This window comes from Pseudomonas floridensis (assembly GCF_002087235.1).
Lineage (GTDB): Bacteria > Pseudomonadota > Gammaproteobacteria > Pseudomonadales > Pseudomonadaceae > Aquipseudomonas > Aquipseudomonas floridensis.
Genome location: NZ_MUIO01000076.1, coordinates 34,891 through 59,103, shown reverse-complemented (window position 1 = coordinate 59,103; position 24,213 = coordinate 34,891). Strand labels below are relative to the sequence as shown.

Annotated in this window: 14 protein-coding genes; 10 read left to right on the top strand and 4 right to left on the bottom strand. The window is 60.3% G+C overall.

The genetic code is table 11. From position 1 onward, the window contains the following. The first annotated feature begins 159 nt into the window (after nt 1-159). The 5 genes from dsbC to BZK31_RS19045 all read left to right on the top strand — a co-directional run bounded on the left by dsbC (nt 160) and on the right by BZK31_RS19045 (nt 8,988). On the top strand, nt 160-900 hold the full coding sequence (gene dsbC / locus BZK31_RS19065) for a bifunctional protein-disulfide isomerase/oxidoreductase DsbC (RefSeq protein WP_083184492.1): 741 nt from the start codon (nt 160-162) through the stop codon (nt 898-900). Nucleotides 901-1,045: 145 nt separating this feature from the next. Further along, entirely contained in the window at nt 1,046-2,350 is a 1,305-nt protein-coding gene (locus BZK31_RS19060) for a homoserine dehydrogenase (protein ID WP_083184491.1), read from the top strand. A 63-nt stretch (nt 2,351-2,413) separates the two neighbouring features. Then, on the top strand, nt 2,414-3,823 hold the full coding sequence (thrC, locus tag BZK31_RS19055; RefSeq protein ID WP_083184490.1) for a threonine synthase: 1,410 nt from the start codon (nt 2,414-2,416) through the stop codon (nt 3,821-3,823). A gap of 164 nt (nt 3,824-3,987) precedes the next feature. Further along, complete coding sequence (locus BZK31_RS19050) at nt 3,988-7,587, top strand: ATP-binding protein (protein WP_244182703.1); 3,600 nt, start codon at nt 3,988-3,990, stop codon at nt 7,585-7,587. A 123-nt stretch (nt 7,588-7,710) separates the two neighbouring features. Further along, on the top strand, nt 7,711-8,988 hold the full coding sequence (locus BZK31_RS19045) for an EAL domain-containing response regulator (protein WP_462933232.1): 1,278 nt from the start codon (nt 7,711-7,713) through the stop codon (nt 8,986-8,988). Here BZK31_RS19045 and BZK31_RS19040 read toward each other — a convergent pair. Continuing rightward, the gene (locus BZK31_RS19040) at nt 8,957-9,619 is read right to left on the bottom strand and encodes a response regulator (protein WP_083184487.1); all 663 of its coding nucleotides are present in this window, start codon (nt 9,617-9,619) and stop codon (nt 8,957-8,959) included. The genes BZK31_RS19045 and BZK31_RS19040 overlap by 32 nt on opposite strands. A gap of 333 nt (nt 9,620-9,952) precedes the next feature. On the opposite strand from BZK31_RS19040, the gene BZK31_RS19030 reads away from it, so the two are divergent. After that, nucleotides 9,953-10,249, top strand: a complete 297-nt coding sequence (locus BZK31_RS19030) for a DUF3509 domain-containing protein (RefSeq protein ID WP_083184485.1) — start codon at nt 9,953-9,955, stop codon at nt 10,247-10,249. A gap of 71 nt (nt 10,250-10,320) precedes the next feature. Here BZK31_RS19030 and BZK31_RS19025 read toward each other — a convergent pair whose 3' ends face one another. Then, on the bottom strand, nt 10,321-11,199 hold the full coding sequence (locus BZK31_RS19025) for a TIGR02285 family protein (protein ID WP_083184484.1): 879 nt from the start codon (nt 11,197-11,199) through the stop codon (nt 10,321-10,323). A 251-nt stretch (nt 11,200-11,450) separates the two neighbouring features. Here BZK31_RS19025 and BZK31_RS19020 point away from each other — a divergent pair, with 251 nt between their 5' ends. From BZK31_RS19020 to BZK31_RS19010, 3 genes are all read left to right on the top strand, one after another. Next, the gene (locus tag BZK31_RS19020) at nt 11,451-11,993 is read left to right on the top strand and encodes a YaeQ family protein (protein ID WP_083184483.1); all 543 of its coding nucleotides are present in this window, start codon (nt 11,451-11,453) and stop codon (nt 11,991-11,993) included. Nucleotides 11,994-12,056: 63 nt separating this feature from the next. Next, a complete protein-coding gene (recJ, locus tag BZK31_RS19015) occupies nt 12,057-13,772 on the top strand; it encodes a single-stranded-DNA-specific exonuclease RecJ (protein WP_083184482.1) in 1,716 nt (571 codons plus the stop codon). Nucleotides 13,773-13,881: 109 nt separating this feature from the next. Then, nucleotides 13,882-14,988, top strand: a complete 1,107-nt coding sequence (locus tag BZK31_RS19010) for an NADH:flavin oxidoreductase/NADH oxidase (protein WP_083184481.1) — start codon at nt 13,882-13,884, stop codon at nt 14,986-14,988. Between the two features lie 51 nt (nt 14,989-15,039). Here BZK31_RS19010 and BZK31_RS19005 read toward each other — a convergent pair whose 3' ends face one another. Beyond that, nucleotides 15,040-17,142 (bottom strand): hybrid sensor histidine kinase/response regulator, encoded by a 2,103-nt coding sequence (locus BZK31_RS19005; RefSeq protein WP_083184480.1) that lies wholly within the window; start codon nt 17,140-17,142, stop codon nt 15,040-15,042. A gap of 294 nt (nt 17,143-17,436) precedes the next feature. Here BZK31_RS19005 and BZK31_RS19000 point away from each other — a divergent pair, with 294 nt between their 5' ends. Beyond that, nucleotides 17,437-18,177: a tellurite resistance TerB family protein gene (locus tag BZK31_RS19000; RefSeq protein ID WP_083184506.1), complete on the top strand. Its 741-nt coding sequence runs from the start codon at nt 17,437-17,439 to the stop codon at nt 18,175-18,177. A 56-nt stretch (nt 18,178-18,233) separates the two neighbouring features. On the opposite strand, the gene BZK31_RS18995 is transcribed toward BZK31_RS19000, so the two are convergent. Beyond that, on the bottom strand, nt 18,234-24,188 hold the full coding sequence (locus BZK31_RS18995) for an NEL-type E3 ubiquitin ligase domain-containing protein (protein ID WP_083184479.1): 5,955 nt from the start codon (nt 24,186-24,188) through the stop codon (nt 18,234-18,236). Between the last annotated feature and the right edge of the window lie 25 nt (nt 24,189-24,213).

Here is a 24,213-nt window from a genome sequence, read left to right as displayed (position 1 = left end):
CCTCGGAAAAATCTGTAATTCATCGTAGAAATCGCCCGCAGTGATGACGGCGAGTCGGCCTCTCAAGCCTTATGTGATAGGCTTTGCCGGTTTCGCAGAACAAGGCTCGCCTCACCTGTTTTTGCAGTGGCCCGTCTGTCCGCCGTCATAGGAGTTTTCATGCGCTTGCCCCAAATATTCGTTGCCGCCGTCGTCGCATTGGCCGGCACCTTTAGTACCTTTGCCCTGGCCGATGCAGCCGCCGACCAGGCTATCCGCAAGACCCTTGATACGCTCCAGTCGGAACTGCCGGTCGAAAGTATCGCGCCGAGCCCGCTCAATGGCCTCTATGAGGTCAAGCTCAAGGGCGGCCGCGTTCTGTACGCCAGTGCGGATGGGCAGTTCGTGGTTCAGGGCTATCTGTTCCAGGTTCAGAACGGCAAGCCGGTCAACCTGACCGAGAAGACCGAGCGTCTGGCCATTTCCAAAACCATCAATGCCATCCCGACCGCCGAAATGGTGGTGTACCCGGCTGTTGGTGAAACCAAGTCGCACATCACCGTGTTCACGGACACCACCTGCCCGTACTGCCATAAGCTGCACGAAGAAGTCGGCGAACTGAATAAAATGGGCGTCGAAGTGCGCTACCTGGCTTTCCCGCGTCAGGGGCTGGGTTCGCCGGGCGATCAGCAACTGCAGGCGGTGTGGTGCTCCAAGGACCGGAAAGGCGCCATGGACCGCATGGTCGATGGCAAGGATATCAAGGCCGCCAAGTGCGACAATCCGGTGACCCAACAGTATGAACTGGGTCAGTCCATCGGGGTGAACGGCACGCCGGCGATCGTGCTGGCTGATGGTCAGGTCATTCCGGGTTACCAGCCGGCAGCCCAGGTGGCCAAGCTGGCGCTGGGCGCCAAATAGTTCCTGCGAGATCATGGTCGTCAGCCGCGCATTGCGGCCTGACATGACGGCTTCGTCGCCGTCTCGCTAAAGTGTAGTCGCGTGTTGATACGTGACTGTTTTCCACAGCCGATTCAGGATCGGCTGTTTTTCGGGGAGTTCATCAGTGAAACCGGTCAAAGTAGGCATATGTGGGCTGGGTACTGTCGGTGGCGGTACTTTCAACGTACTCAAGCGTAACGCCGAGGAGATTGCCCGCCGTGCCGGGCGTGGAATCGAAGTCGCGCAAATTGCGGTTCGTACACCAAACCCCAACTGCCAGATTGCCGGTACGCCTACGACCAGCGATGTGTTCGCCGTGGCGAGCAACCCTGAAATCGACATCGTCGTCGAGCTGATCGGCGGCTACACCGTCGCTCGCGAACTGGTGCTCAAGGCCATCGAGAATGGCAAGCACGTAGTCACTGCCAACAAGGCGCTGATTGCCGTTCACGGTAACGAGATTTTCGCCAAGGCTCGCGAGAAGGGTGTCATCGTGGCGTTCGAAGCGGCTGTCGCCGGTGGCATCCCGGTCATCAAGGCAATCCGTGAAGGCCTGTCGGCCAACCGTATCAACTGGGTAGCCGGCATCATCAACGGCACCGGCAATTTCATCCTCACCGAAATGCGCGAAAAAGGCCGCACCTTCCCGGACGTGTTGGCCGAAGCCCAGGCGCTGGGCTATGCCGAAGCCGATCCGACGTTCGACGTCGAAGGCATCGATGCCGCACACAAGCTGACCATTCTGGCGTCCATCGCATTCGGTATCCCGCTGCAATTCGACAAGGCCTACACCGAAGGCATTACTAAACTCACAACGGCCGACGTGAACTACGCCGAAGCGCTGGGCTATCGCATCAAGCATCTGGGCGTTGCGCGCAGCACCGCTCAGGGCATCGAGTTGCGGGTTCATCCGACCCTGATCCCCGCCGATCGTCTGATCGCCAACGTCAACGGCGTGATGAACGCAGTCATGGTCAATGGCGACGCATCAGGTTCGACCCTGTTCTACGGTGCCGGTGCAGGCATGGAGCCAACCGCTTCCTCGGTCGTGGCCGATCTGGTGGACGTAGTGCGTGCCATGACCTCCGATCCGGAGAACCGCGTACCGCATCTGGCCTTCCAGCCCGATTCGCTGTCGGCTCATCCGATCCTGCCCATCGAAGCCTGCGAAAGCGCCTACTATCTGCGCATCCAGGCCAAGGATCACCCGGGCGTGCTGGCACAGGTGGCGAGTATCCTGTCAGAACGTGGCATCAACATCGAATCGATCATGCAGAAGGAAGTCGAAGAGCATGACGGTCTGGTGCCGATGATCCTGCTGACGCATCGCGTGATCGAGCAGCGTATCAATGACGCCATCGAAGCGCTTGAAGCCTTGCAGGACGTGGTCGGTCCCGTGGTTCGTATCCGTGTTGAACACCTGAATTAACTCAAGCTGCGAGGCCGCGACGACAGGTTGCGGGTTCGACGCTCAAACCAAAGGTTTGATTCCATGCGCTATATCAGTACTCGCGGCCAAGCGCCTGCGCTGAATTTCGAAGATGTGCTGCTGGCTGGTCTGGCCACCGATGGCGGCCTGTATGTGCCGGAAAATCTGCCGCGCTTCACTCAGGAAGAGATCGCTTCCTGGGCCGGCCTGCCGTACCACGAACTGGCTTTCCGGGTAATGCGCCCGTTCGTGACCGGCAGCATTCCGGATGCCGACTTCAAGCAGATTCTGGAAGAAACCTACGGCGTCTTCGCTCACAGTGCCATTGCGCCGCTGCGCCAATTGAACGGCAACGAATGGGTGCTTGAGCTGTTCCATGGCCCGACACTGGCGTTCAAGGATTTTGCGCTGCAACTGCTGGGACGTCTGCTGGACTATGTGTTGGCCAAACGTGGCGAACGAGTGGTCATCATCGGCGCTACGTCGGGCGATACCGGCTCGGCGGCCATTGAGGGCTGCCGCCGTTGTGACAATGTCGATATCTTCATCCTGCACCCGAACAATCGTGTGTCGGACGTACAGCGTCGTCAGATGACCACCATTTTTGGCGACAACATCCATAACATCGCCGTGGAAGGCAACTTCGACGACTGCCAGGAAATGGTCAAGGCCAGCTTCGCCGATCAGAGTTTCCTGAAAGGCACGCGTCTGGTTGCGGTCAACTCGATCAACTGGGCGCGGATCATGGCCCAGATCGTCTATTACTTCCATGCCTCGCTGCAGCTTGGCGGACCGGCGCGTTCGGTGTCGTTCTCGGTGCCGACCGGCAACTTCGGCGACATTTTCGCCGGTTACCTGGCGCGCAACATGGGCTTGCCGATCAATCAGTTGATCGTGGCCACCAACCGCAACGACATCCTGCACCGCTTCATGAGCGGCAATCAGTACGTCAAGGAAACCCTGCACGCTACGCTGTCGCCATCGATGGACATTATGGTGTCGTCGAATTTCGAGCGCCTGCTGTTCGACATGCACGGTCGCAATGGGTCGGCGATTGCCGAGCTGATGAGCAACTTCCGGCACGGTGGCGGCGTCAGCGTCGATGAAGAGCGCTGGACCGAAGTACGCAAACTGTTCGACTCGCTGGCGGTCAGTGACGAGCAGACCTGCGAAACCATTGCCGACGTGTTCGCCAAAACCGGTGAATTGCTTGATCCGCACACCGCCATCGGTGTCAGGGCCGCACGCGAATGCCGTCGCAGCCTGGACACACCAATGGTGATTCTCGGCACGGCCCATCCGGTCAAGTTCCCGGAAGCCGTTGAAAAGGCTGGTGTAGGAAAAGCGCTAGAGCTCCCTGCACATATGTCTGATCTTTTCGAGCGTGACGAGCGTTGCACCGTTCTGCCAAATGACCTGAAAGCCATACAGGCGTTCGTCAGTCAGCATGGCAATCGCGGAAAACCGCTCTGACCGAATCGTTGTGTAACAACTTTAGGCCCGCTCTTCAGCGGGCCTTCTCGTTTCTACATGCCAAACTTCGGAGGTCTTCAGTCCATACAGATGAGTCAGTCGTTGTGAAGCAAGCAAGTACGCAAGGTTATGTCAGGGTGACAGGCAACAGGGTGGAGGATCGCGTGCTACGCGCGGTGATATTCCTGCTGATTCTTGTCTGTGCCCGGGGGGCAGGCGCTGCACAGAGTCTGCCGTTCACGCTGACGGCCCCTTTTTTGAATTCCCCGGATCTGCCGCTGAACACGGCAGATCGCCAGTGGCTCGACCAGCGCAAGGTCATTCGGGTCGGTATCGCCATCGCCGATTACGAGCCCATCGATATCACCAGCGACCGCAATCGTTACCAGGGCATCAGCGCCGACTACCTTGGCCTGGTTGGTGATCAACTGAACGTATCGATGCAGGTCACCGGCTTTGCCCAGCGTGAGGAAGCCATTGAGGCGCTGCGCAAAGGCACTATCGATGTGCTTACCAGCGCCAACGGCTTCGAGCGTGGCGTCGCAGGCCTGGCATTTTCCACCGAGTACATGCCGGATCGTTCGGTGGTGGTCGGCCGGGGCAACGATGCCAGCCCTTCGTTGAGCCTGGCTGACCGAAAAGTCGTACTGCTGGACGGTTACGCCGACTCCGCTGTCGTGCACCGCACGTATCCGGACAGCGAGATTATCATTGCCCCCAATCTGTACAGTGCGCTTGAGGCCTTGAGTCAGGGAGAAGCGGACGTCTTCATCGGTAATGAGGTCATTGCCCGTTCCTACATCGCCTTGCGACCGTACCTGGGTTTGCAGATCAAATTTGAAAGCGCGTTACCACCGGTGGGGTTCGCGTTCGCGGTGCGTGAACAGGAGCAACGCCTGCTGGGCCTCATTGATCGTGCGCTGGCCGGTATCGACCCGGCTGTGCGCCGCGAAGTCACCGGGCGCTGGACCGTAGGGCTGGGAGCCGATCTGGCGGGCCAGAGAATCAGCCTCACCGGTGCCGAGCGCCGCTGGATAATGAAACACCCCAGCGTGACAGTATCCACCACGCAGCATCCGCCCTATATCTACAAGGACCGGAACGGTCACTGGGTGGGACTCAATGCCGATGTGCTGGCGCGCATATCGCGCATGACCGGTCTGCAGTTCATCCACCGTGAAGTGCCTTCCACGCAACAGAGTATCGAATCGCTTCGTGCGGGGCTGGCGGACATGAACACCACGCTTGCAGAAAATCCCGAGCGTCGTCGGTTTCTGGACTTCACCTATTCGTTCGGCGGCAATAGCTGGGTATTTGTCGTGCGTTCCGACAGTTCTTCCAACGTGTCGCTTTCCAGTCTGGAAGGGCATGTTCTTGCCTTGCCCGCCCGTCATGCGCTCGAAGACCAGATCAGGCGCGAGTACCCTTCGATCCAGTTGAAGCTCACCAGTACCTATGATCAGGCCCGGGCGATGGTCGAGAGCGGGGTGGCCGATGCGACCATTCAGAACGAGGCGGGGGCCTATCTTTTTCCGTCAGGGCACTTGAAAGTCGCCCGCAGTGTTGACGGCAAATGGTCGCCGGACCGCTTCTCGGTGGTCAAGTCACAACCCGAGTTGCTCGGCATCCTGAACAAGGCGCTTGAAGAATTTCCCGTCGCTGAGTTGCGTTCCATCCGGGTGAAATGGCTCGGCTCCACACTGCCTCAGCCCTCGCTCTGGAGCCGCATACCGCACTGGGTGTTCTGGGTGGTGATTCTGGCGCTGTTGACCGGTCTGGTGTCACTGGTGTGGAGCAGCAGGTTGCAGGTGCAGATTCGCCAGCGGTTGAAAGTAGAGCGCCAGCTGAGTGATCAGTTGGCGTTCAAGCGCGCATTGCTCGATGGCATTCCCAATCCTATCTATGTGCGTGACCTGAAAGGACGGCTGATTTCCTGCAATCGCAGTTACGAGGACAGCTTCGGCATCAGCTTCGAGCAGATGAATGGCCGCAGGCTGACGGACGTCGACCTGATTCCCCGCACGGTGGCCGAGCAGATGCACGCCGATTACGTACGGCTGCTGGAGGATCACCAGCCGATCTTCGCGGACCGCACGATGGAGCTTCACGGCAAGCGTATGCACGCCTGGCAATGGACCGTACCGTTCTTTGGTGCCGATGGTCAGTTACAAGGCCTGCTTGGCGGCTGGATCGACATCACCGAGCGCAAGCGTCTGGAACAGCAGCTAGAGGATGCGTTGCGTCAGGCCGATCAGGCGAGCGAGGCGAAGAGTGCCTTTCTGGCCGCCATGAGCCATGAGATCCGTACGCCGATGGGGGCAATCATCGGTCTGCTGGAGCTTGAGTGTGAGCAGGCGTTGCGTCTCGGGCAGGCGCCGTCTGAGGCGTTGAAAGTGGCGCACCGCTCGGCGCAGGAGTTGGTGGTGCTGGTCAGCGACAGCCTGGATCTGGCCCGCATCGAGGCAGGCAGCCTGCAACTGTCGCTGGCGGTAACGTCGTTGCAGACACTGCTCGAAGGCGTCGTCCAGCTGTTTTCCGCGCAGGCGGGGAGTAAAGGTCTGGAGCTGCGTCTGGAGCTTGCCGAGGATGTCAAAGGCGATTACTGGCTGGATCCGTTGAGGCTGCGGCAGGTCCTGCACAACGTGGTGGGCAACGCATTGAAGTTCACCCGACAAGGCTCGGTAGTGCTCACCGTGCAGGCGCTCGACGATCAGTCTATCGATGAAGCCGATTCTGCGGTGCCAGTGCGAATCTGCGTTCAGGACACCGGAGTCGGCATAGAACCTGAGCGTCAGCAGCAGGTCTTCCAGCCCTTCACGCAGGCCAGCGACGACACGGCCGCAAGATACGGCGGCACGGGACTGGGGCTGAGTATTTCCCGGCAACTGGTCGAGCTGATGAAAGGCGAAATCAGCCTGCACAGTGAACCGCGGAGCGGCACGCGGATCACCATTGACGTGCCGCTGGCCCGTGTCGAACATGTCATTACACCGGAGCACGATGGCGCCGAACCGCCAGTCGATCAGCGCAGCCTGCACGTGCTGGTGGTCGATGATCTGTCCGCCAACCGAATGGTGCTCACCCGGCAACTGGAATTCCTCGGTCATCAGGTCGTACCTGTCGATGGCGGCGAAAGCGCCTTGCAGGTATGGCGTGACGGCGCATTCGATGCCGTGATTACCGACTGCAACATGCCTGGCATCAGCGGCTATGCGCTGACAGAGGCCATCCGGCGCATTGAGGCCCAGGAGTTGCGTCAGCGGTGTCCGGTGATCGGTTGCACGGCCAGCGTCCTCAGTGATGAAGGGCCACGTTGTGAGCAGTCGGGGATGGACGGTCTGTTGATCAAGCCTTTGTCGCTGGAGCGCCTGTCCCACGAACTGTCGAGACTGGTGCGCGAGCCGACGTTCGATATCCGCACGCTGCAGCGCATGACCCAGGCCAACGAACCGCAGATGCAGCGGTTGCTGGCCGAACTGTGGAAGAACCTTTTACACGAGCGCTCTGCTCTGGCCATGGCGGTTCGGTCGCAGGACTGGCCGACCCTGACTGCGTCGCTGCACCGTCTCAAGGGCGCTGCCAGTCTGATTGATGCCTTGCCACTGGCCCGGGCCTGTATGGCGCTGGAAGACAGCGCCCGCCGTGAAGCCGAATCGGATGCGCGTGAGCGCTGGCCAGCACTGGAAATGGCCATTGGCAGTCTGCGCATGGACATCGAAGTGCACCTGGTGGAACTGCCTGAACTGTCGCCCCAGCCTGGTTGACCGGATTGTGCAAGCAGCCGGATCCCGTCACGCGTTTTAGGACTTGTCCTATGGGGCGTGTCTCGATAAGGCTCTACAGTCATCGCTCTCTGGCCCGATGGCCTTCACCCGGTAGACATGACTGTGCGTTCACTCAAGGTTCTGGTTCTCGAAGATCATCCCTTTCAACTGATGGCGCTGCACCAGATGCTCAACGCCAATCAGGTTTTCGATGTGCGAACGGCCGAAAGCGTCGAGGCGGCCCGGGAGTCGCTGGACAGTCGTGGCGCGGTCGATATCGCCATCTGTGACCTGCAAATGGAAGGGCCTGACGGATTGGAACTGATCCGTTACCTTGCATCGAAGAAGATGGCGAATGCGTTGATCATTCTCAGCAGTTCGACAACATGCGTCCTGGAAGGTGTGGCGCGTCTGGCCGCTGCTCAAGGTCTGGAAGTGCTGGGCTGTCTGCCCAAGCCGGCCTCGGCTGCGGCGTTGTGCGAGCTGTTCGACGCCTATGAACCGCGGGCCGTACAGATCGAGGAAACGTCCTTCGAGCGGCGGATTCCAGATGCGCTGAGCGCCGACGATTTGCTGGGCGACGCGTCGGACCCTGTCGGTTGCGCCGCGCAGTGGATCGCTCATTTCCAGCCCAAAGTCAGCCTTGACGGTACGGTGCTGGGTGCCGAAGCGCTGGTGCGCTGGGAGCACCCGAAGTACGGTCTGCTGGCGCCAGGCCGTTTCATGGACATCATCGAAGCTGAAGGATTGATCGAGCCGCTGACCTGGCGGGTGCTGGATCAGGCGCTGGCGTTCTCGGCGCAGACCGCGCATCGACGAGGACAGGCACTGCCCGTGTCGGTGAATATTGCGCCGCAGATTCTTCAGCAGGCAGATTTTGCCGAGCGGATTGCCCAGGCCCTCGCGCGTCATGAATTGCCCGCCAGCGTGCTGACCCTGGAGATTCTCGAGCAGGATGCGGATCGGCCTCAGCATTGGCAACTGGAAGGCCTGCTGCGTCTGTGCATGCAGGGCTGCAAATTGTCGATCGACGATTTCGGTATGGGCGCTTCGAACATCGATCGGCTATTGGAGCTGCCCTTCAGCGAACTGAAGATCCCTGCCGAATTCGTGCGCGGGATGGGGGAAGACCCTCGCAAATCTGCCGTGGTCGCCGGTGCGATGGTCATGGCGCAACGATTGGCGATGTCTGTGGTGGTGGAAGGCGTCGAGACGCTGGACGATTTTCACAGCCTGCTGATGCTGGGCGCTCCTTCGATTCAGGGCTACTTCATTGCCCGTCCGATGGCCGCAGTGGATCTTCACCAATGGCTGGCCGAACGCAGCGCGAACCCGTCAACGTCCCCGACGACGTCCAGCGACCAGCCGCTTACGACAACCCATGCTCCTGCAGATAGATAAACAGCGCGGCATCGTTCGCCAGGCCCAGCTTGCGCATGGCGCTGACTTTCTGCGCACTGACCGTCTGCTTGCTGCGGTTGAGTTGCGTGGCGATCCGGCCCACGGCATGGCCTGCCGAAATCAATCGCAACACCTCCAGTTCTCTGGGCGATAACTGCTCCAGCGGCAGCGGCGTTTGCGGTCCCTGTTGCTGAGCGTCCTGCAGAACCCGGCGCACCGAATCGGCAAGGAAGATTCGCTTGCGACGCACACTGTCGATTGCAGCGGGCAGCTCACCGGCCACGCTGGCTTTGCTCAACAGGCCCTGAATATTGAGATCCAGCATGGACTGAAACAACCCGGCGTTGTTCAAGGTGGTCACCACCACCACCGGCAGCGTCGCAAAGTCCTGTCGGATGCGGCGCAGCAGGCGCAATCCGTCATTCTGCCGCTCGGCGGGCATCATGAAATCCGTGACCAGCACATCACAGTCGTGGCTGTGCAGCGCCATCAAAAGCTCGTCGGGAGTGCTGGCCTGCGCCACCACCTGCGCGGCATTGTCTTGTTCCAGCACCACGCGCAGGCCGATCAGAAAGATGGGGTGATCATCAGCCACGATGATGCGCAAGGGTTGATCGGTGGACGCGCTCAAGGCATGGCTCCGTCGAAAGATGGCTAATGGTATTTCATCTGAGGCGGCTGTTTACCAAAGGTGCAGGTGGGGCAGGGGATTTGTAGGATTTTGAGCTTATTTCTGCTGAAAATTCCTACAAGGTTGCTGATGATTCATGCAGCGTTGCCGCGAATACTCGTAATCGGTGGAGCCAGCCGATCGCTTGCGCCGGGTTTTTTCCTTGTCACATTCCACAGGCATGCTCGAATTCAGAGAGCGTCGCAACAACTCGATGGCAGGAAAGAACTTTCTGCCGTCACCGACGGTCATTGATTAGCACCTTTGCATTCAAACTGTTGAGTGGTGATCTATATGGAAAATATCAGCTTACTGCTAAGCGAAGCGCTGGCTCCTTACAAGGCCTGCATTGGCCCGGCTGGCGCGCGCGGCGAACGTCTGGTGACGTTGAACGATGCAACCGGTGCCTGCGTCATCGAACGCGTATTCACAGCCGATCAGTTGAGCGACAAGCGTCAGCTCAGAGATGTGGTCGATGGGCTCCACCGGGATCTGATGGTCGCTGAAGGCAGGATCGAGCCTTGCGTCATTGCTGCAATGCGCAACGCTGCCATGGGCCGCACGTTGGCGGGCGCTCCAGCCTTCGCCTGATGACCTTGTTTGTTTGATCGTCATGTCTACCCCGGGCAGTCCGCGCTGTTCGGGGGTTGTTGCACAGTCACTCAGTCCTTTTCGAAAATGGCCTTCACGTCGCTCAAGTAGCCAGCGCGCTGCTCCGGGTCCAGCCACTGCGCATAAAGCGCCATCAGATTGCTTTCCCGTAACGTGCGCATCTCTCTGTTGATCAATTGCATGGCTTGCCTGCCCTGAGGCGTATTGCTGCAGCCGATGTGGGCCAGCTGATACGTCGGGTTGTCGAGAATGGGGATAAACCTCAGTTCTTGTGGATCGATGCCTTGCTGCAGCGCCTGATAACGCGCCTCGAACCAGAATCCCAGCAACCCTTGCAGGCGACCTGCGCGGGCCATCTGTAACAGGCTGCCGACCGCATCGCTGCCGTAATGCAGGGTGAGTGTCTGTTGCTGGCTTTCCTGCAGGGTCCTGTCGATCACTCCACCGTAGCTGCGCTCCGCCACGACGCCGAGTTTGACGGTCTTGCTGTCCACCAACGCATCGAGATCGATCTTCCCGCCCGAGACGAAGGGCTCGAATTTCGCCATGTCCTCCCTGCGTACCACCAGACCACTGCTGAACAGCACGAAAGCCGGAATCGAGAACACAATGGTTCTGGCTCGTTCCGGTGTCCATAGCATGGTCGGATCGCAGCTCAGCGCGGCGCCCTCGTTGAGCATCTGCATGGCTCTGGCCCGGTTGACGCGCATCAATACATGATCGTATTCGGGCATCCTGGCCGTCAGGAGCGGCATGAGTTGATCGATAGCGCCCTGACCCTGCATCGTCCCGGAGAAGATCGTCGAGGGCGGCAAGTCGCGCATCAGCCAGGTGAGGGTTTCCCGGGCCTGACTCAGGCACGGCATGGCAAAGCACAGCAACGCCAGTAACAGGCGATTCATTGCGCGATACGAGGCACGAAAAGTCATTCGTCTGTCCTATCCTCGAAAAATGTCGTAGGCCACATGTGGCGAAAGGCAGACTTTTGAGTCGCGCCACGATGTTGGCGTCACATCGTGCGGTGGTACAGCGTCTAAGAGGCTATCGGATTTTCCGCATCCGGCAAGCTTGTGCGCGCCGTCACAAGCGGCCGCGATGACTCATCCGCGAGTCGATTCGTTCGCGACCCCTCGCATCGGTTAGACTTGCCGTCTTTCCTCCAGACTCTAGAAGCCCGTTCATGGCCCAGCCGTCCACGACTTACAAATTCGAACTGAACCTGACCGATCTTGATCGGGGCGTTTACGAAAGCGTCAAGCAGACCATTGCCCGTCACCCCTCCGAAACCGAAGAGCGCATGACCGTGCGCCTGCTGGCCTATGCCTTCTGGTACAACGAACAGCTCTCCTTCGGTCGTGGCCTGTCTGATGTGGACGAGCCCGCGCTGTGGGAAAAAAGCCTGGATGACCGGGTGCTGCACTGGATCGAAGTGGGCCAGCCCGACGCCGACCGTCTGACCTGGTGTTCGCGTCGTACCGAGCGTACCAGTCTGCTGGCCTACGGCAGTCTGCGCGTCTGGGAAGGCAAAGTGGTGCCCGCGATCAAGAACCTGAAGAACGTCAACATCGCTGCTGTCCCGCAGGAGGTTCTGGAAGTGCTGGCCAAGGATATGCCACGGGTCATCAAGTGGGACGTGATGATCAGCGAAGGCACCATATTCGTCACCGATGACCGTGGCCAGCATGAAGTCCAGTTGCAATGGCTGGCCGGCGAGCGCGGCTGACGGCCGTTTCTGTCCGGACCGCATCATCATTACCGATACCTCACAGAGAATCAGCTGACCCGCATGCGCATTGAACCTCGTCCGTTGCCCGACACCCTGCCTTTTCTGGGCGATCTCCCGCCACTGCTGACCCGCCTTTACGCAGCGAGGGGCGTGGCGAATGAAATCGAACTGGACAAGAAACTGGCGCGGCTGATCCCGTTTCAGCAGCTCAAGGGCATCGACGCGGCCGTGGATCTGCTGGAGACAGCCCTGCGCCAGCGCCAGCGCATGCTGATTGTCGGAGACTTCGATGCTGACGGCGCAACCGCAACCACCGTTGGCGTGCTGGGACTGCGCCTGCTGGGTGCCGAACACGTCGATTATCTGGTGCCGAACCGTTTCGAGTATGGCTATGGCTTGACGCCGGAAATCGTTGAGGTGGCGTTACAGCGTCAACCGCACTTGCTGATCACTGTGGACAATGGCATTTCCAGCGTCGAAGGGGTACAGACGGCCAAGGCGGCAGGGTTGCAGGTGCTGGTCACCGATCACCACTTGCCGGGCCATGAATTGCCCGCGGCAGACGCGATCGTCAACCCGAACCAGCCCGGTTGCACCTTTCCCAGCAAGTCGCTGGCGGGCGTCGGGGTGATTTTCTATGTGCTGATGGCGTTGTGTGTCCGCTTGCGTAATACCGGCTGGTTCGAGAGCAAGGGTTTCGCCGAGCCCAAGCTGGCCGAGCTGCTGGACCTGGTTGCCTTGGGCAGCGTGGCGGACGTGGTGCCGCTGGATGCCAACAATCGCATTCTGGTGCATCAGGGTCTGATGCGGATTCGTGCCGGTCGTGCGCGTCCGGGATTGCGCGCGATTCTGGAAGTGGCCCGCCGCGAGCCATCGCGCATTACCTCCACTGACCTGGGCTTCATTATCGGCCCGCGCCTGAACGCGGCTGGCCGTCTGGATGACATGAGCCTGGGCATCGAATGCCTGCTCTGCGATGACCCGACCCAGGCGCGGGAAAAGGCCGTGCAGCTGGACGAACTGAACCAGGACCGTAAGTCCATCGAGCAGGGCATGCAGCGCGAAGCACTGGCTCAGCTCAAGGATTTGCCGGTGGAGTCCATGCCGTTCGGTCTGTGCCTGTTCGATCCGGACTGGCACCAGGGCGTGATCGGCATCCTGGCGTCACGCATGAAAGAGCGCTACCACCGCCCGACCATCGCCTTCGCCAGCGCCGGAGAGGGCGTGCTCAAGGGCTCGGCCCGCTCGGTGCCGGGGTTCCACATTCGAGATGCGCTGGACGCGGTGGCGGCGGCTCATCCGCAACTGATCAGCAAATTTGGCGGCCATGCCATGGCGGCGGGGCTGTCGTTGCCTGAAGAAAACTTCCCGGCTTTCGCCGAGGCGTTCGATGGGGAAGTACGCCGCCAGCTCGATGAGCAGGACCTGACCGGCCGCCTGTTGTCGGACGGCTCGCTGGCGGTCGAGGAGTTTCATCTGGAACTGGCGCGCGCATTGCGCAATGCAGGCCCCTGGGGGCAGCATTTCCCGGAGCCGTTGTTTCACGGCGTGTTTCAACTGGTGGAGCAGCGCGTCGTGGGCGAGCGACATCTGAAGATGGTGCTCAAGACCGAATGCGGTAGCGTCAAGCTCGACGGTATTGCGTTCGGCGTGGACCGTGATATCTGGCCCAACCCTAATATCCGTTGGGTCGAGCTGGCCTACAAACTCGATCTCAACGAATTTCGGGGCAATGAAACCGTCCAGTTGATGGTCGTGCACATCGCGCCTCGCTGAGAATCAGCAGGAACCCCTCAAGCGTTCGGGTTGTCGACTAGGCTCTGTCCAGTAAAACCGCTCACCAAAACGAGCCTGGATACCCGAATTTTCTTTATGAGAGGTCGCCATGAGCCTGCTGCTTGAGCCCTATACCCTGCGCCAGTTGACCCTGCGCAATCGCATCGCTGTATCGCCCATGTGCCAGTATTCCAGTGTCGATGGTCTGGCCAATGACTGGCATCTGGTTCACCTGGGAAGTCGCGCAGTGGGCGGCGCGGGTCTGGTGATCACCGAAGCCATGGCGGTGACCGCGGACGGCCGAATCACTCCCGAAGACCTCGGGCTGTGGAATGACGAGCAGATCGAGCCTTTGCAGCGTATTACCCGGTTTATCACCGCGCAGGGTGCCGTCGCAGGTGTTCAGTTGGCGCATGCCGGCCGCAAGGCGAGCACCTGGCGGCCTTGGCTGGGCAAGCACGGCAGCATCCCGGCCAGTGAAGGCGGCTGGACACCAGTCGGCCCGTCGGCAATTGCCTTCGATCCGCAGCACACCGCTCCTGTCCAACTGAGCGAAACCCAGATTCAGGAACTGATCAAGGCGTTCGTCGACGCCGCACGACGTTCGCTCACCGCAGGCTTCAAAGTGGTCGAAATCCATGCGGCGCACGGCTACCTGCTGCATCAGTTTCTGTCACCGCTGAGCAACCAGCGCACCGATCAGTATGGTGGCTCGTTTGAAAACCGCATTCGTCTGACCCTGCAAGTGACCGAAGCGGTGCGCACCATCTGGCCTGAAGAACTGCCGCTGTTCGTGCGCGTTTCGGCGACCGACTGGGTGGAAGATGGCTGGAACCCTGACGAGACCGTGGAACTGGCGCGTCGTCTCAAGGTTTTGGGCGCCGACCTTATCGATGTGTCATCGGGCGGTACTGCCGCCAACGCAGAGATTCCGGTCGGTCCGGGCTACCAGACGCGGTTCGCTGAACGTGTGCGCAAGGAATCCGGAATTGCCACCGGCACGGTCGGCATGATCACCGAACCGGCGCAGGCCGAACACATCCTGCGTACCGGCCAGGCCGACATCATTCTGCTGGCGCGTGAGTTGTTGCGCGATCCGTACTGGCCTCTGCATGCCGACGACGATCTGGGCGGACGACTGGCCACCTGGCCCGCGCAATACCAGCGCGCCACCCATCGTGACCAGCCGATTCACGAGTCTGATCTGCGCGATTGAGGAGCGTTGTCGTGACTGCCTTCGGCTGCGCTTGCGCGCGAAGGCAGTCACTCAAAACAGACGTTCGTTGGCGCTGTCCAGCAACTCGGTGACCCGCCCGGTCAGGGCGGCGATGGAGAACGGCTTGGGCAACACGTACATGCCTGGCTCCAGGCTGTCGTGGGCCAGAACAGCGTTTTCAGCGTATCCGGTCACGAACAGGATCTTCAGATCAGGCCGCACCGCGCGAGCCGCATCCGCTACTTGCCGCCCATTCATCCCGCCTGGCAGTCCGACGTCGGTTATCAACAGGTCGATGGCCGCCTTGGACTGCAGGATGATCAACGCCGCAGCGCCCTGATCAGCCTGCAGCACGACATAGCCCAGTTCTTCGAGCACTTCGGCAATCAGTAAACGTACCGCCGGTTCGTCGTCCACGACCAGAACGGTCTCGCCGCCAGCGTTTTGAGTGGGCACCTGAACTGCACTGATGTCGAGTTCAGGCGGCTCGGCCAGGCCTTCGAATATCGGCAACAGAATACTGAGTCTCGCGCCGCGTCCCACTTCCGAGGAGATATTCACGCCACCGCCGGATTGTCGCGCAAAGCCATAGATCATCGACAGTCCCAGGCCGGTGCCCATGCCGATCGGCTTGGTCGTGAAGAAGGGATCGAATGCCCGCTCCATGACGTCCTTATCCATGCCGGTGCCGGTGTCGCTGACAGTGAGTTCCACGTAGCGGCCTGCCGGCAGTTCATGCGCCGCTGCCGTGACGGTATCCAGAGAGCGATTGGCAGTCTGGATGACCAGTTGACCGCCGTCAGGCATGGCGTCCTTGGCGTTGATGCACAGATTGAGCAGCGAATTTTCCAGTTGATGCGAATCGACCATGGTCAACCACAGGCCTGGCGTCGCACGCACCTGCATATCAATGGACGGGCCGACGGTACGCCGGATCAGTTCGTCCATGCCTGCCACCAACTGATCGACGTCGGTGGCCTTGGGGGCCAGGGTCTGGCGCCGTGAGAATGCAAGCAGACGGTGAGTCAGCGATGCGGCTCGCCGGGAGCCTTCCAGCGCAGCCCCAATGTAGCGGTCCAGTTCTGCAAAGCGGCCTTGTCTGACCCGCGATTGCAGCAGCTCCATGTTGCCGGTGACGCCCATCAGCAGGTTATTGAAGTCATGAGCCAGGCCGCCGGTGAGTTGCCCGACTGCTTCCATTTTCTGCGATTGGCGTAGCGCTTCTTCGGTGATGCGCAAGGCCTCGATGCGCTGTTTCTCATGGTTAAGGTGTTTGCCCAGCGCAAAGATCACGCCATTGCCGGGCGCGGCAGTCCAGCCGAACCAGTGATAGCTTCCATCGACATGCCGGTAGCGGTTCTCGAACAGGGGCAGCACATGGTTGATAGTGTGCTGCAGCGCATTCTCGGTATTGGCCACGTCGTCTGGATGGAGCAGGTTCATGATCGAGGTGCCGACCAATTCTCGCTCGTCCCGACCCAGAATGTGGGTCCAGGCAGGATTGACCCTCAGGAAAATGCCATTGAAGTCGAGTATCGCCAGCGGATCAGGCGATATCTTCCATAACGTATCCAGCTCCAGAGTGCGCTGCTCGAGCTTGGCCGATTGTTGCCGCTCCAGCTCGATCAGTTCTTCGATCAGATCCAGCCGCTTGCGCTCGCTGGCTTGCAGCGCGCTTTGATCGAGCACGTGCTGCGTGGTCTCGTTGGTGACACAGAATATGCCGACGGTGACCCCGTTTTCATCGACCACCGGGGAGAATGAGAACGACCACCAGGTCTGCTCGACTTCACCGTACCGGGCCATGGTCAGTGGCATGTCCTGCCAGCGGCCTGCCTGTCCGCGCAACGCCTGTTCGACCAGCGGCAGCACCTGATCCCAGACGTCGGCCCACAGTTCCGGCATCAGAGCGCCTATCGCCCGTTCCTTGCGCGGCCCGAGAATCGGAGCGTAGGCGTCGTTGTGGAAGAAGATCAGTTCCGGCCCCCACAGCAGGTACATGGATTCGGGACTGTTCAGGACCAGATTGAGCGTGGTCTTCAACGAGGTCGGCCAGTCGAGGAGTGGACCCAATGGGGTCTGGCTCCAGTCCTTGCTTCTGATGATATGGGCCGCGTCGCTGTTGCCTGCGGGGAAGCTGACGAGTGATGTCACTGAAGGCAAGCTCCCGATGGTCTGCCACAGGTTATTGAACGGGTCATAAAAAACTGAAAGGGTATTCGATCTGAATGGATGGATGGGATTGTCCTCTTTTTCGAGGCGTATATGAATGCATCGGTTCAATCGATAGGCGTTGCAGTCTGTTCCGCGCTTGCAAAACCGGCCTAAGCCTGCCCAGCGGTTCTGCAATGAGCAGCAACATCTGGAAGCACACCGGTGATCAGGGGCATGCGACTTATGTCCCGTGCGTGGGTCAATGATTCATCCGACAAACCTGTGGAGGTTACTGTGAATACGCGTGGCTTACTCGATCAGTTGCTCAAGTCTGGCCAGAACATGTTGCAGGACAAGGTCAACGGCAAGTCCGGCAAACAATCTTCGGGCAGTGATTCACTGATGAATGGTCTGGGCAGCCTGCTTGGCGGCAACAAGGGCGGCAGTCAGGGCGGTCTGGGTGGTTTGCTTTCCGGCGCTGGCGGCGGTGCATTGGCTGCGGGTGCCATGAGCCTGCTCAAAGGCAAGCGTTCACGCGGCTTGGGGGGCAAGGCTTTGACCTATGGCGGTCTGGCGGCACTCGGCGTTATTGCCTACAAGGCTTATAACAACTGGCAGGCCAGCCAGGGCATGACCGGCCAACGAGAACCGCAGACCATCGACCGTCTGCCCGAGTCTGAGGCCGAGCTACACAGTCAGGCGATTCTGCGAGCACTGGTCGCCGCCGCCAAGGCCGACGGCCATGTCGATGATCGCGAGCGTGAACTCATCGAGGGCGAGTTCAACAAGCTGAGCGCTGACCAGACCTTGCAAAGCTGGCTGCATACCGAACTGAACAAGCCGCTGGACCCGGCCGAAGTGGCACGGGCTGCAACCAGTCCTGAGATGGCGGCGGAGATGTACATCGCCAGTGTGATGCTGGTCGATCAGGAGCACTTCATGGAGCGCGCCTATCTCGATGAACTGGCGCGCCAGCTGAAACTGGAGCCGGGTCTCAAGGCCGAACTGGAAACCCAGGTTCGGGATGCCCAGTAAGCGTTGAGCCCGACTCTGGTCGTCTGACGCCGCGAAGGCGTCAGGCGACCGTTCGTTCAGGCCTGTTGCAGGCTTTCCAGGTTGGTCAGCTCCTTGATCAACCGTTGTTCGTCATCCTTGCTCTGTGACTCGAACTCGCGCATACGGCCTTCGTATTCGGGATGGTCGAGGCTGATATCCCGCACCTCGAATTCGTCGGTAAGTTTTGTCATGTTGCTGCGATAGGTGCGTTCCAGTGCCTGGAACCGGTCGGCGTAGGCTTCACGCAGGTAGGCTACCCAATACTCCTGCTGCGCGGCAAATTTCAGTAAAGGTTCGCCCTGTTCTCCGGTCTGAACGCGATTGAGGGCCATGTCGAACTCGCCAGGACGGATGGCTGCATGGGCTTCGAAAAGCATGCCCGCTGGCGGGACGGGCAAGTCCAGCGCGTTGGCCCAGTGCGTGCGGTAAGCCAGTCGAACCTCGGCTTCGTCACGTCCGCCGGCCTGTTCGCGGGCCGCCGCATCCAGTTCGGACAGGCGATAAAGCCGGGTGGTCAGGCGGTACAGCGTCGCGCCGCGTTGTTCAGGCACCACGTCCTGCAGAGACTGGCGAGTGAAGGCCAGCACTTCCATCTGATTGAACTCCAGAATGACACCATCCGGACACGTGTCGTTGCCGCGGAACAGCCTCAGCGGTTCTTCCGCGATGCCGTTGAGGGTCATCAGCAATTGAGGATCGTCACCCGCTGCGCTCAGGACCTGCCAGACGCGCTGCCGAAGCTGTGGACGCGTTACCGTGTTGCGATAGTCGGCGGTATGGCGCAACGAACCTATAAGGTCCAGCAGATTGCGAGCCTGGCCGGTTTCTTCCACCTGCTGCCACACCTTGCGCCGCTCTGCCGATTGTGGATCGTCCTCGACCAGCCATGTGTCGACGCGTGAAGGCGTCGGGCTGGAAGGGCTGCTTTCCTCGCCGGACGAGTCCGAGTCGTAGGGCGAATCCGAATCGTGACCTTCCATTTCATCGAGTTCGCGCAGCTCCGGCGTCAGGTCCATGTCGAAGGTGAACGAGCGACCGTAGCGTTCCGATTGGCGGGCGCGACGCATGCTGTCGTCCGACAGCGGATTGTCCAGCAGGCTGATTTCCGTGTGGGCGTTTCTGCTATTGGGGTTGGCAAGGATGTTGTCCGGAATCTCGGTGATCTGGTTACCTTCCAGTAGCAGCGTCGTTAACGGCGCTGGAATCATTTCATCGATCCACCGCGGCCATGCGTTCAGTCCCACGCTGTTGAGCGACAGCCAGTGCAGCGCCGTGTTGTTGAGGCTGGTCAGACTGTCGATGGTCCCGATTCTGTTGTGATCCAGTTCCAGGCGCTCAAGCTTCGGAAGGCGGCTGAAGAATTCGATGTGCTGCTGATCGATGATCAGCCCTTGGTCACTCAGGTTCAACGCGCTCAGCGAGCGAAGGTTGAGCAACGCCTGAGGCAGTTCGGCGAGGGGCGTTACATGGCCTCTCATTTCCAGAACCTTGAGTTCGGTGAAACGCTGCAACAACTGGTCGAGCTCCTGGGCTGTGCCGGTCACCCGGCTCAGGTGCAGATAGCGAACCTGACGCCGGAAGAAGTCCGGCAGTTGCGGGGGGATGTCGGCCAGCGCAATGTCGCTGAGGCGCAGAGGCGTATGGATTTGTCCGAGGCTGAACGTCCTCCAGTGATCGATGATGACGTTACCGATACTGCGTCGGGCCTCGACGGTTTGATCACTCGGACGTGTCTGCGAGCCTGAGGTCTGGGTCCACTGATCGAGGGCCTCCATCAGGTCGGCCCCTTGCTGGATCTGCATGTTCAGCGCTGCCTGCAGGGCGGGCGGTATGTCCAGATTAAACCGGAAGGAGCGATAGGGTGCGGTTTCATTGATGCGCGCGCGGATGGCCACATAACGCGAAAGGCTGTTGCCACGCAGGTCGATCAGCGTCTGATGCGTGGGGTTGCGCGGATTTTCAAGAATCTGGTCCGGTATGTCGGTCAGGTCGTTGTGGGCGACCGACAGTTCGCGAACATTGTCGGGAATCAGCTCGGTCAGCCAGGCAGGCCAGCGATGCAGGCCAAGGCGTTCCAGCACCAGCCGGTCCAGGCGCAGCCAGCTCAGGTTCATGGGCGGTATCACACTGGTCTGGTTACCACTCAGGTCCAGAACTCTTAGCTCGGTCAGGTCCCGGAGCGCCCCCAATTGCAGCTGGTCCAGAAGCACACCTTGATTGATCAGCCCCAACTCGGCCAACTGCGGCAAAGCGCTTGCGACCTGTCTGGGCAGGTCGAAGAATTCCGACCACATCGACGCCGCGCCGGGTGCCGGGTCGCTGGACAGGATCAGCGAGCGGGTCCGTGGAAAGCGCCGCAGAAAGCTTCCCAACTCGATGCTGTTGGCCGCCTGGCGCGGGAGGTTCATCACTGGGCCGATCGAAGTGGGCATGCGCGGTTCGACGGAGATGTTTTCCAGGCGCAGGGCATGGACACGTGAGTAGACGAAGTCCGGTAGTCGGGCAGGGAAGTCCATCAGGGAAACCGATTGCAGGCGCAGCGGTAGGCGGGTGCGGCCTATCTCCGGAAGGCTGTTCAATCGCCAGTGATCCAGGATGGCCTCATGGATTCGCACCCGGCTGTCGATGTGTGCCTGGTTCATCGGTGGAAGCGACACGACCTCGTCGCTCCAGGCGTCGAGGCTGGCACGCAAGGTTTGCTGCTCGTCCAGCAGCGCGTTGAGCCGGTGGTCGATGATGCGGTTATCCCAGCCGATAGCACGCAGTTGGCCAAGGATGTCCTCGGGAAACGCATCGTCGAATTCCAGCAGCCTGAGCTTGTCCAGCAGGCTGTCGTCGGTCATATGCCAGTCGGTGTTGCCTCTTCCGCTCAGCGGGTAACCCAGGCGGCCATCGGCCAGGCGCATGGGCGATTTCGAGCCCGGTTTGAGCGGCTGCATGTTCAGTAGCGGGGCCAGCGTCTTGCGTGGCAGCGGCCGCTGCCCGACTATCGCGGCCAGTTCCTGACCCTGGTCAGTGCGAGGAAAACCCAGCTCTGCGCGCTGTGCGTCCGGGAGGGCATGCAGCAGCGCGGTGTACAGGTCGTCCAGACCATGGAGATGGCCATCATCGCTGTCGCGGGCTTCGTAACGGTTGCCTTCCTTGACCAGAATCTTGCGGATCGGCGCGTCCTCGTTGCCGATACGATCAACCAGAGGGCCGCCGAAGAACCCGTCGTGCACCTCGATCCCGACCTGCGGCGACCAGCCAGGCAGCGCCTCGATACTGTGCAGGATCAGGCAGTCCGAATCGGCACTGGCTACCGATTTCAGATACAGCCCTTCATAGGCTCGCGCCAGTCTGATCTGGCGTTGATAGACCCGGGCTTCTTCGGCGATGCGCAGTGGCACGCGTCCGCTCTCGCTCATCTGGCTCAGCTCGGCGGGCGATGCGTGGCGGATCAGTTCGTCCGTCACCGGAGAAGGCAGGTTGGGGAATGCCTGCCCGACTGCTTGTGCGCCTTGCGCGGCAGACCCTTCCAGGCGGTTTTTCAACGACTGATAACGGGCGTCGAACCAGCGATTTCTGATCGCGCTCCCGCGCCCGGCCAGCCTTGCCCTGAGTGTCTTCAAGCGTGATGACAGGCTGATCTGGCCTGCGCCGAACTCTTCGTTCATCAGCGTCCTGATTTCGGCGGCGCTCAGTTGCTCCAGGACCTGCTGCAGGACGTCCGGCTGGTCCATGCGGACCCTGACAGAAGTGACGGCGTCGGCCGGGGTCAGCGCCGGGAATGCGTTGGCGACAGTGTCATCGGCGTTCAGCAATTGCAGCGTACGGTCGGCTGGCCATCCGGGATCCTGGCTCAGCAGTTCAAGCTGCATCGACGGGTCTGCGTCGGGATCGTTGGCGTGCATCCGTTCGATGAACCCGTCGATCTCCTGATCGAGCCGGAAACGACGTGCGGTGTCTTCAAGCAGGGCTGGCGGACGCTGGGCATTGGCCAGTGCGCGGCGCATGACCGACTCTGTCGTGCCGCTGGTGCGCACGATGCGTTCGGCGGCCAGGTCAGCGTACACATCGCGGGTATATCCCAACTTGCGAAACAGCGTCAGACCTTCCATTTGCAACGGCCGGTCCAGTTCATGCAGCCAGGCGCCCGCTCCGTTATGACGCAGTTGCGGCTGGTAACTGTCCGGGCGAGCGGGATGCTCCATGACATACCCGTTATCGGCTGGTCCGCGCAGTACCGAATAAGTCCGTCCTTCAAGTGCCAGCCACTGCTTGCCCTGATAGTGGTACAAGCCCAGCGCGTCGGGTTTGAGGTTTTTCGGCAGGACGATATCGTGGGCGAAGGGTGACAAGTCTGGCTTCCACAGGCGCGTCGTGCCATCGGACAGCCCGATCGGCTCGAGCGCGTTGACGAATTCTGGAACCTGTACTGCCGCAATGCCGGGGCCGCTGGTCGATGCCGCGCCCAGTGCCGCCAGCAGGGCGACGTTCTCGACCACATCGAACAGGTAAGCGATGGCCTGCTGCCTGTCGTCATGAGCCCAGCTTTCGACGCCTTCGTATACTTCGTGGATTAACTGGGCCGCAGTGACGGCAAGCATGATCTCGCCCAGGCCGGGTACCACAAAGGCTGCGATGTTCAGCACTTCAAGCGTTTTCTCCTCGAAGTATTTCAACCGGTCGGCAGCCGTTTTCTGATCGAGCGAGGCGGTAGGCACGCCATGAAACAGCGCGTCGTCCAGAAGCGCCACCTGTTTGCGTTCAAGGACCGTCTGCGCCAATCGGCCGGTCATCGGGCTTTCGTGCAGATCCAGGCGGGCGTTGCGGTCCTCTTCCTGTTCCAGCCACTGCCTTTCGAATACACCACCTTTTTTGACCGTCGGGTTGAGGCGCTCGAACAGTTTGCTCATCACCCGGTTGCGGTGGCGCGCAGGAATGAAGCGCTTGAAGAACTGTTGATAGCCGCTGACGAACATCCTGTCACGCAGCGAGTTTTGGAAGGCGGCCGCCGACTCGTATTCCTTTAGAGGTGCAATCGGATCGTCGGGTATGTACACCACGACCTTTTCCACCTGACTGGCCGTGTCGCGGTTCTTGCCCATGGTGAAGATCCCGGTCAGCTCGACATCCCAGAGCTTGAGCACAGTGCAGCTTACGGGGACGTCGTCGATCATGACCTGCCGGTTGCCCGCCAGCAGCTCCAGCATTGCGTCATAGGCCGGTTTGCCAATCAGACCTTTGAGGTAGGCAATGCGCAATTGCAGCTCGATGGACGAGGTTTCCACACGCATGAAGGCCTTGGGATTGTCCTGGACCGGGACATGGGGGCGGTCCGGTGGCTGCAGTATCGAGCGCAGCAGCGCTTGATACTGGCCGCCCAGATCCAGCTTGCGACACAAGTCTGCGAAATCACCGGGGGCAATATCCAGTTCCGTCCCTGTGATGTAGGGCCCTTTGATCTGGCAGGACGAAAAGATCCGGGCTTTGGTCCCGGCATCCTTGTCCATTGCGTCCGTTTTCGTTTCCCACTCTTCGAAGTTTTGCAGCGCAGCCGTGAGCAACGGCCGGGTGGCCGCTTTCAGCGCCATGTTGGCCTGCACCAGTGGATCTTTCGACGCTGCCATGAACGACTGATCGACCACCGCCCGGCTGGCATGGAACAGATGGGTGTTCATGACATCGAGGTCCATGCCGAAGCGGCTTTTGAGTGCGGCCGTCAGCAAGGGTTGCGCAAAAGTCTCGATCGGAACGAGGCGTTCCAGCAGCGGGCGGATCTGTCTTTCGTTGTCGCGATGTCGGGCGTAAGCCTTTTGCAGCTCGCTCACCAGAGCGGGCTGAGTGCTGCGTGCTTGTGTCAGCCACGAGGGTGGATTATCTGCGGCTTTGCGTACGGCCGCGTGGGTAACGGGCTTGGCCTGGAGCAGCCATTCGGGGGTGCGGTCTTTGATCAATTGCGGGTGACGGTGGATCGGAGGGGTATCCGGGGAGGGTTGATCGAGCATTTGAAGGCCTTGTCGTTATTGAAGA

Bases quoted from the DNA above. Each gene is read 5' to 3' on its own strand.
- dsbC (WP_083184492.1), top strand. From the start codon at position 160: ATGCGCTTGCCCCAAATATTCGTTGCCGCCGTCGTCGCATTGGCCGGC.
- thrC (WP_083184490.1), top strand. From the start codon at position 2,414: ATGCGCTATATCAGTACTCGCGGCCAAGCGCCTGCGCTGAATTTCGAA.
- BZK31_RS19030 (WP_083184485.1), top strand. From the start codon at position 9,953: ATGGAAAATATCAGCTTACTGCTAAGCGAAGCGCTGGCTCCTTACAAG.
- BZK31_RS19025 (WP_083184484.1), bottom strand. From the start codon at position 11,199: ATGACTTTTCGTGCCTCGTATCGCGCAATGAATCGCCTGTTACTGGCG.
- BZK31_RS19020 (WP_083184483.1), top strand. From the start codon at position 11,451: ATGGCCCAGCCGTCCACGACTTACAAATTCGAACTGAACCTGACCGAT.
- recJ (WP_083184482.1), top strand. From the start codon at position 12,057: ATGCGCATTGAACCTCGTCCGTTGCCCGACACCCTGCCTTTTCTGGGC.
- BZK31_RS19010 (WP_083184481.1), top strand. From the start codon at position 13,882: ATGAGCCTGCTGCTTGAGCCCTATACCCTGCGCCAGTTGACCCTGCGC.
- BZK31_RS18995 (WP_083184479.1), bottom strand. From the start codon at position 24,188: ATGCTCGATCAACCCTCCCCGGATACCCCTCCGATCCACCGTCACCCG.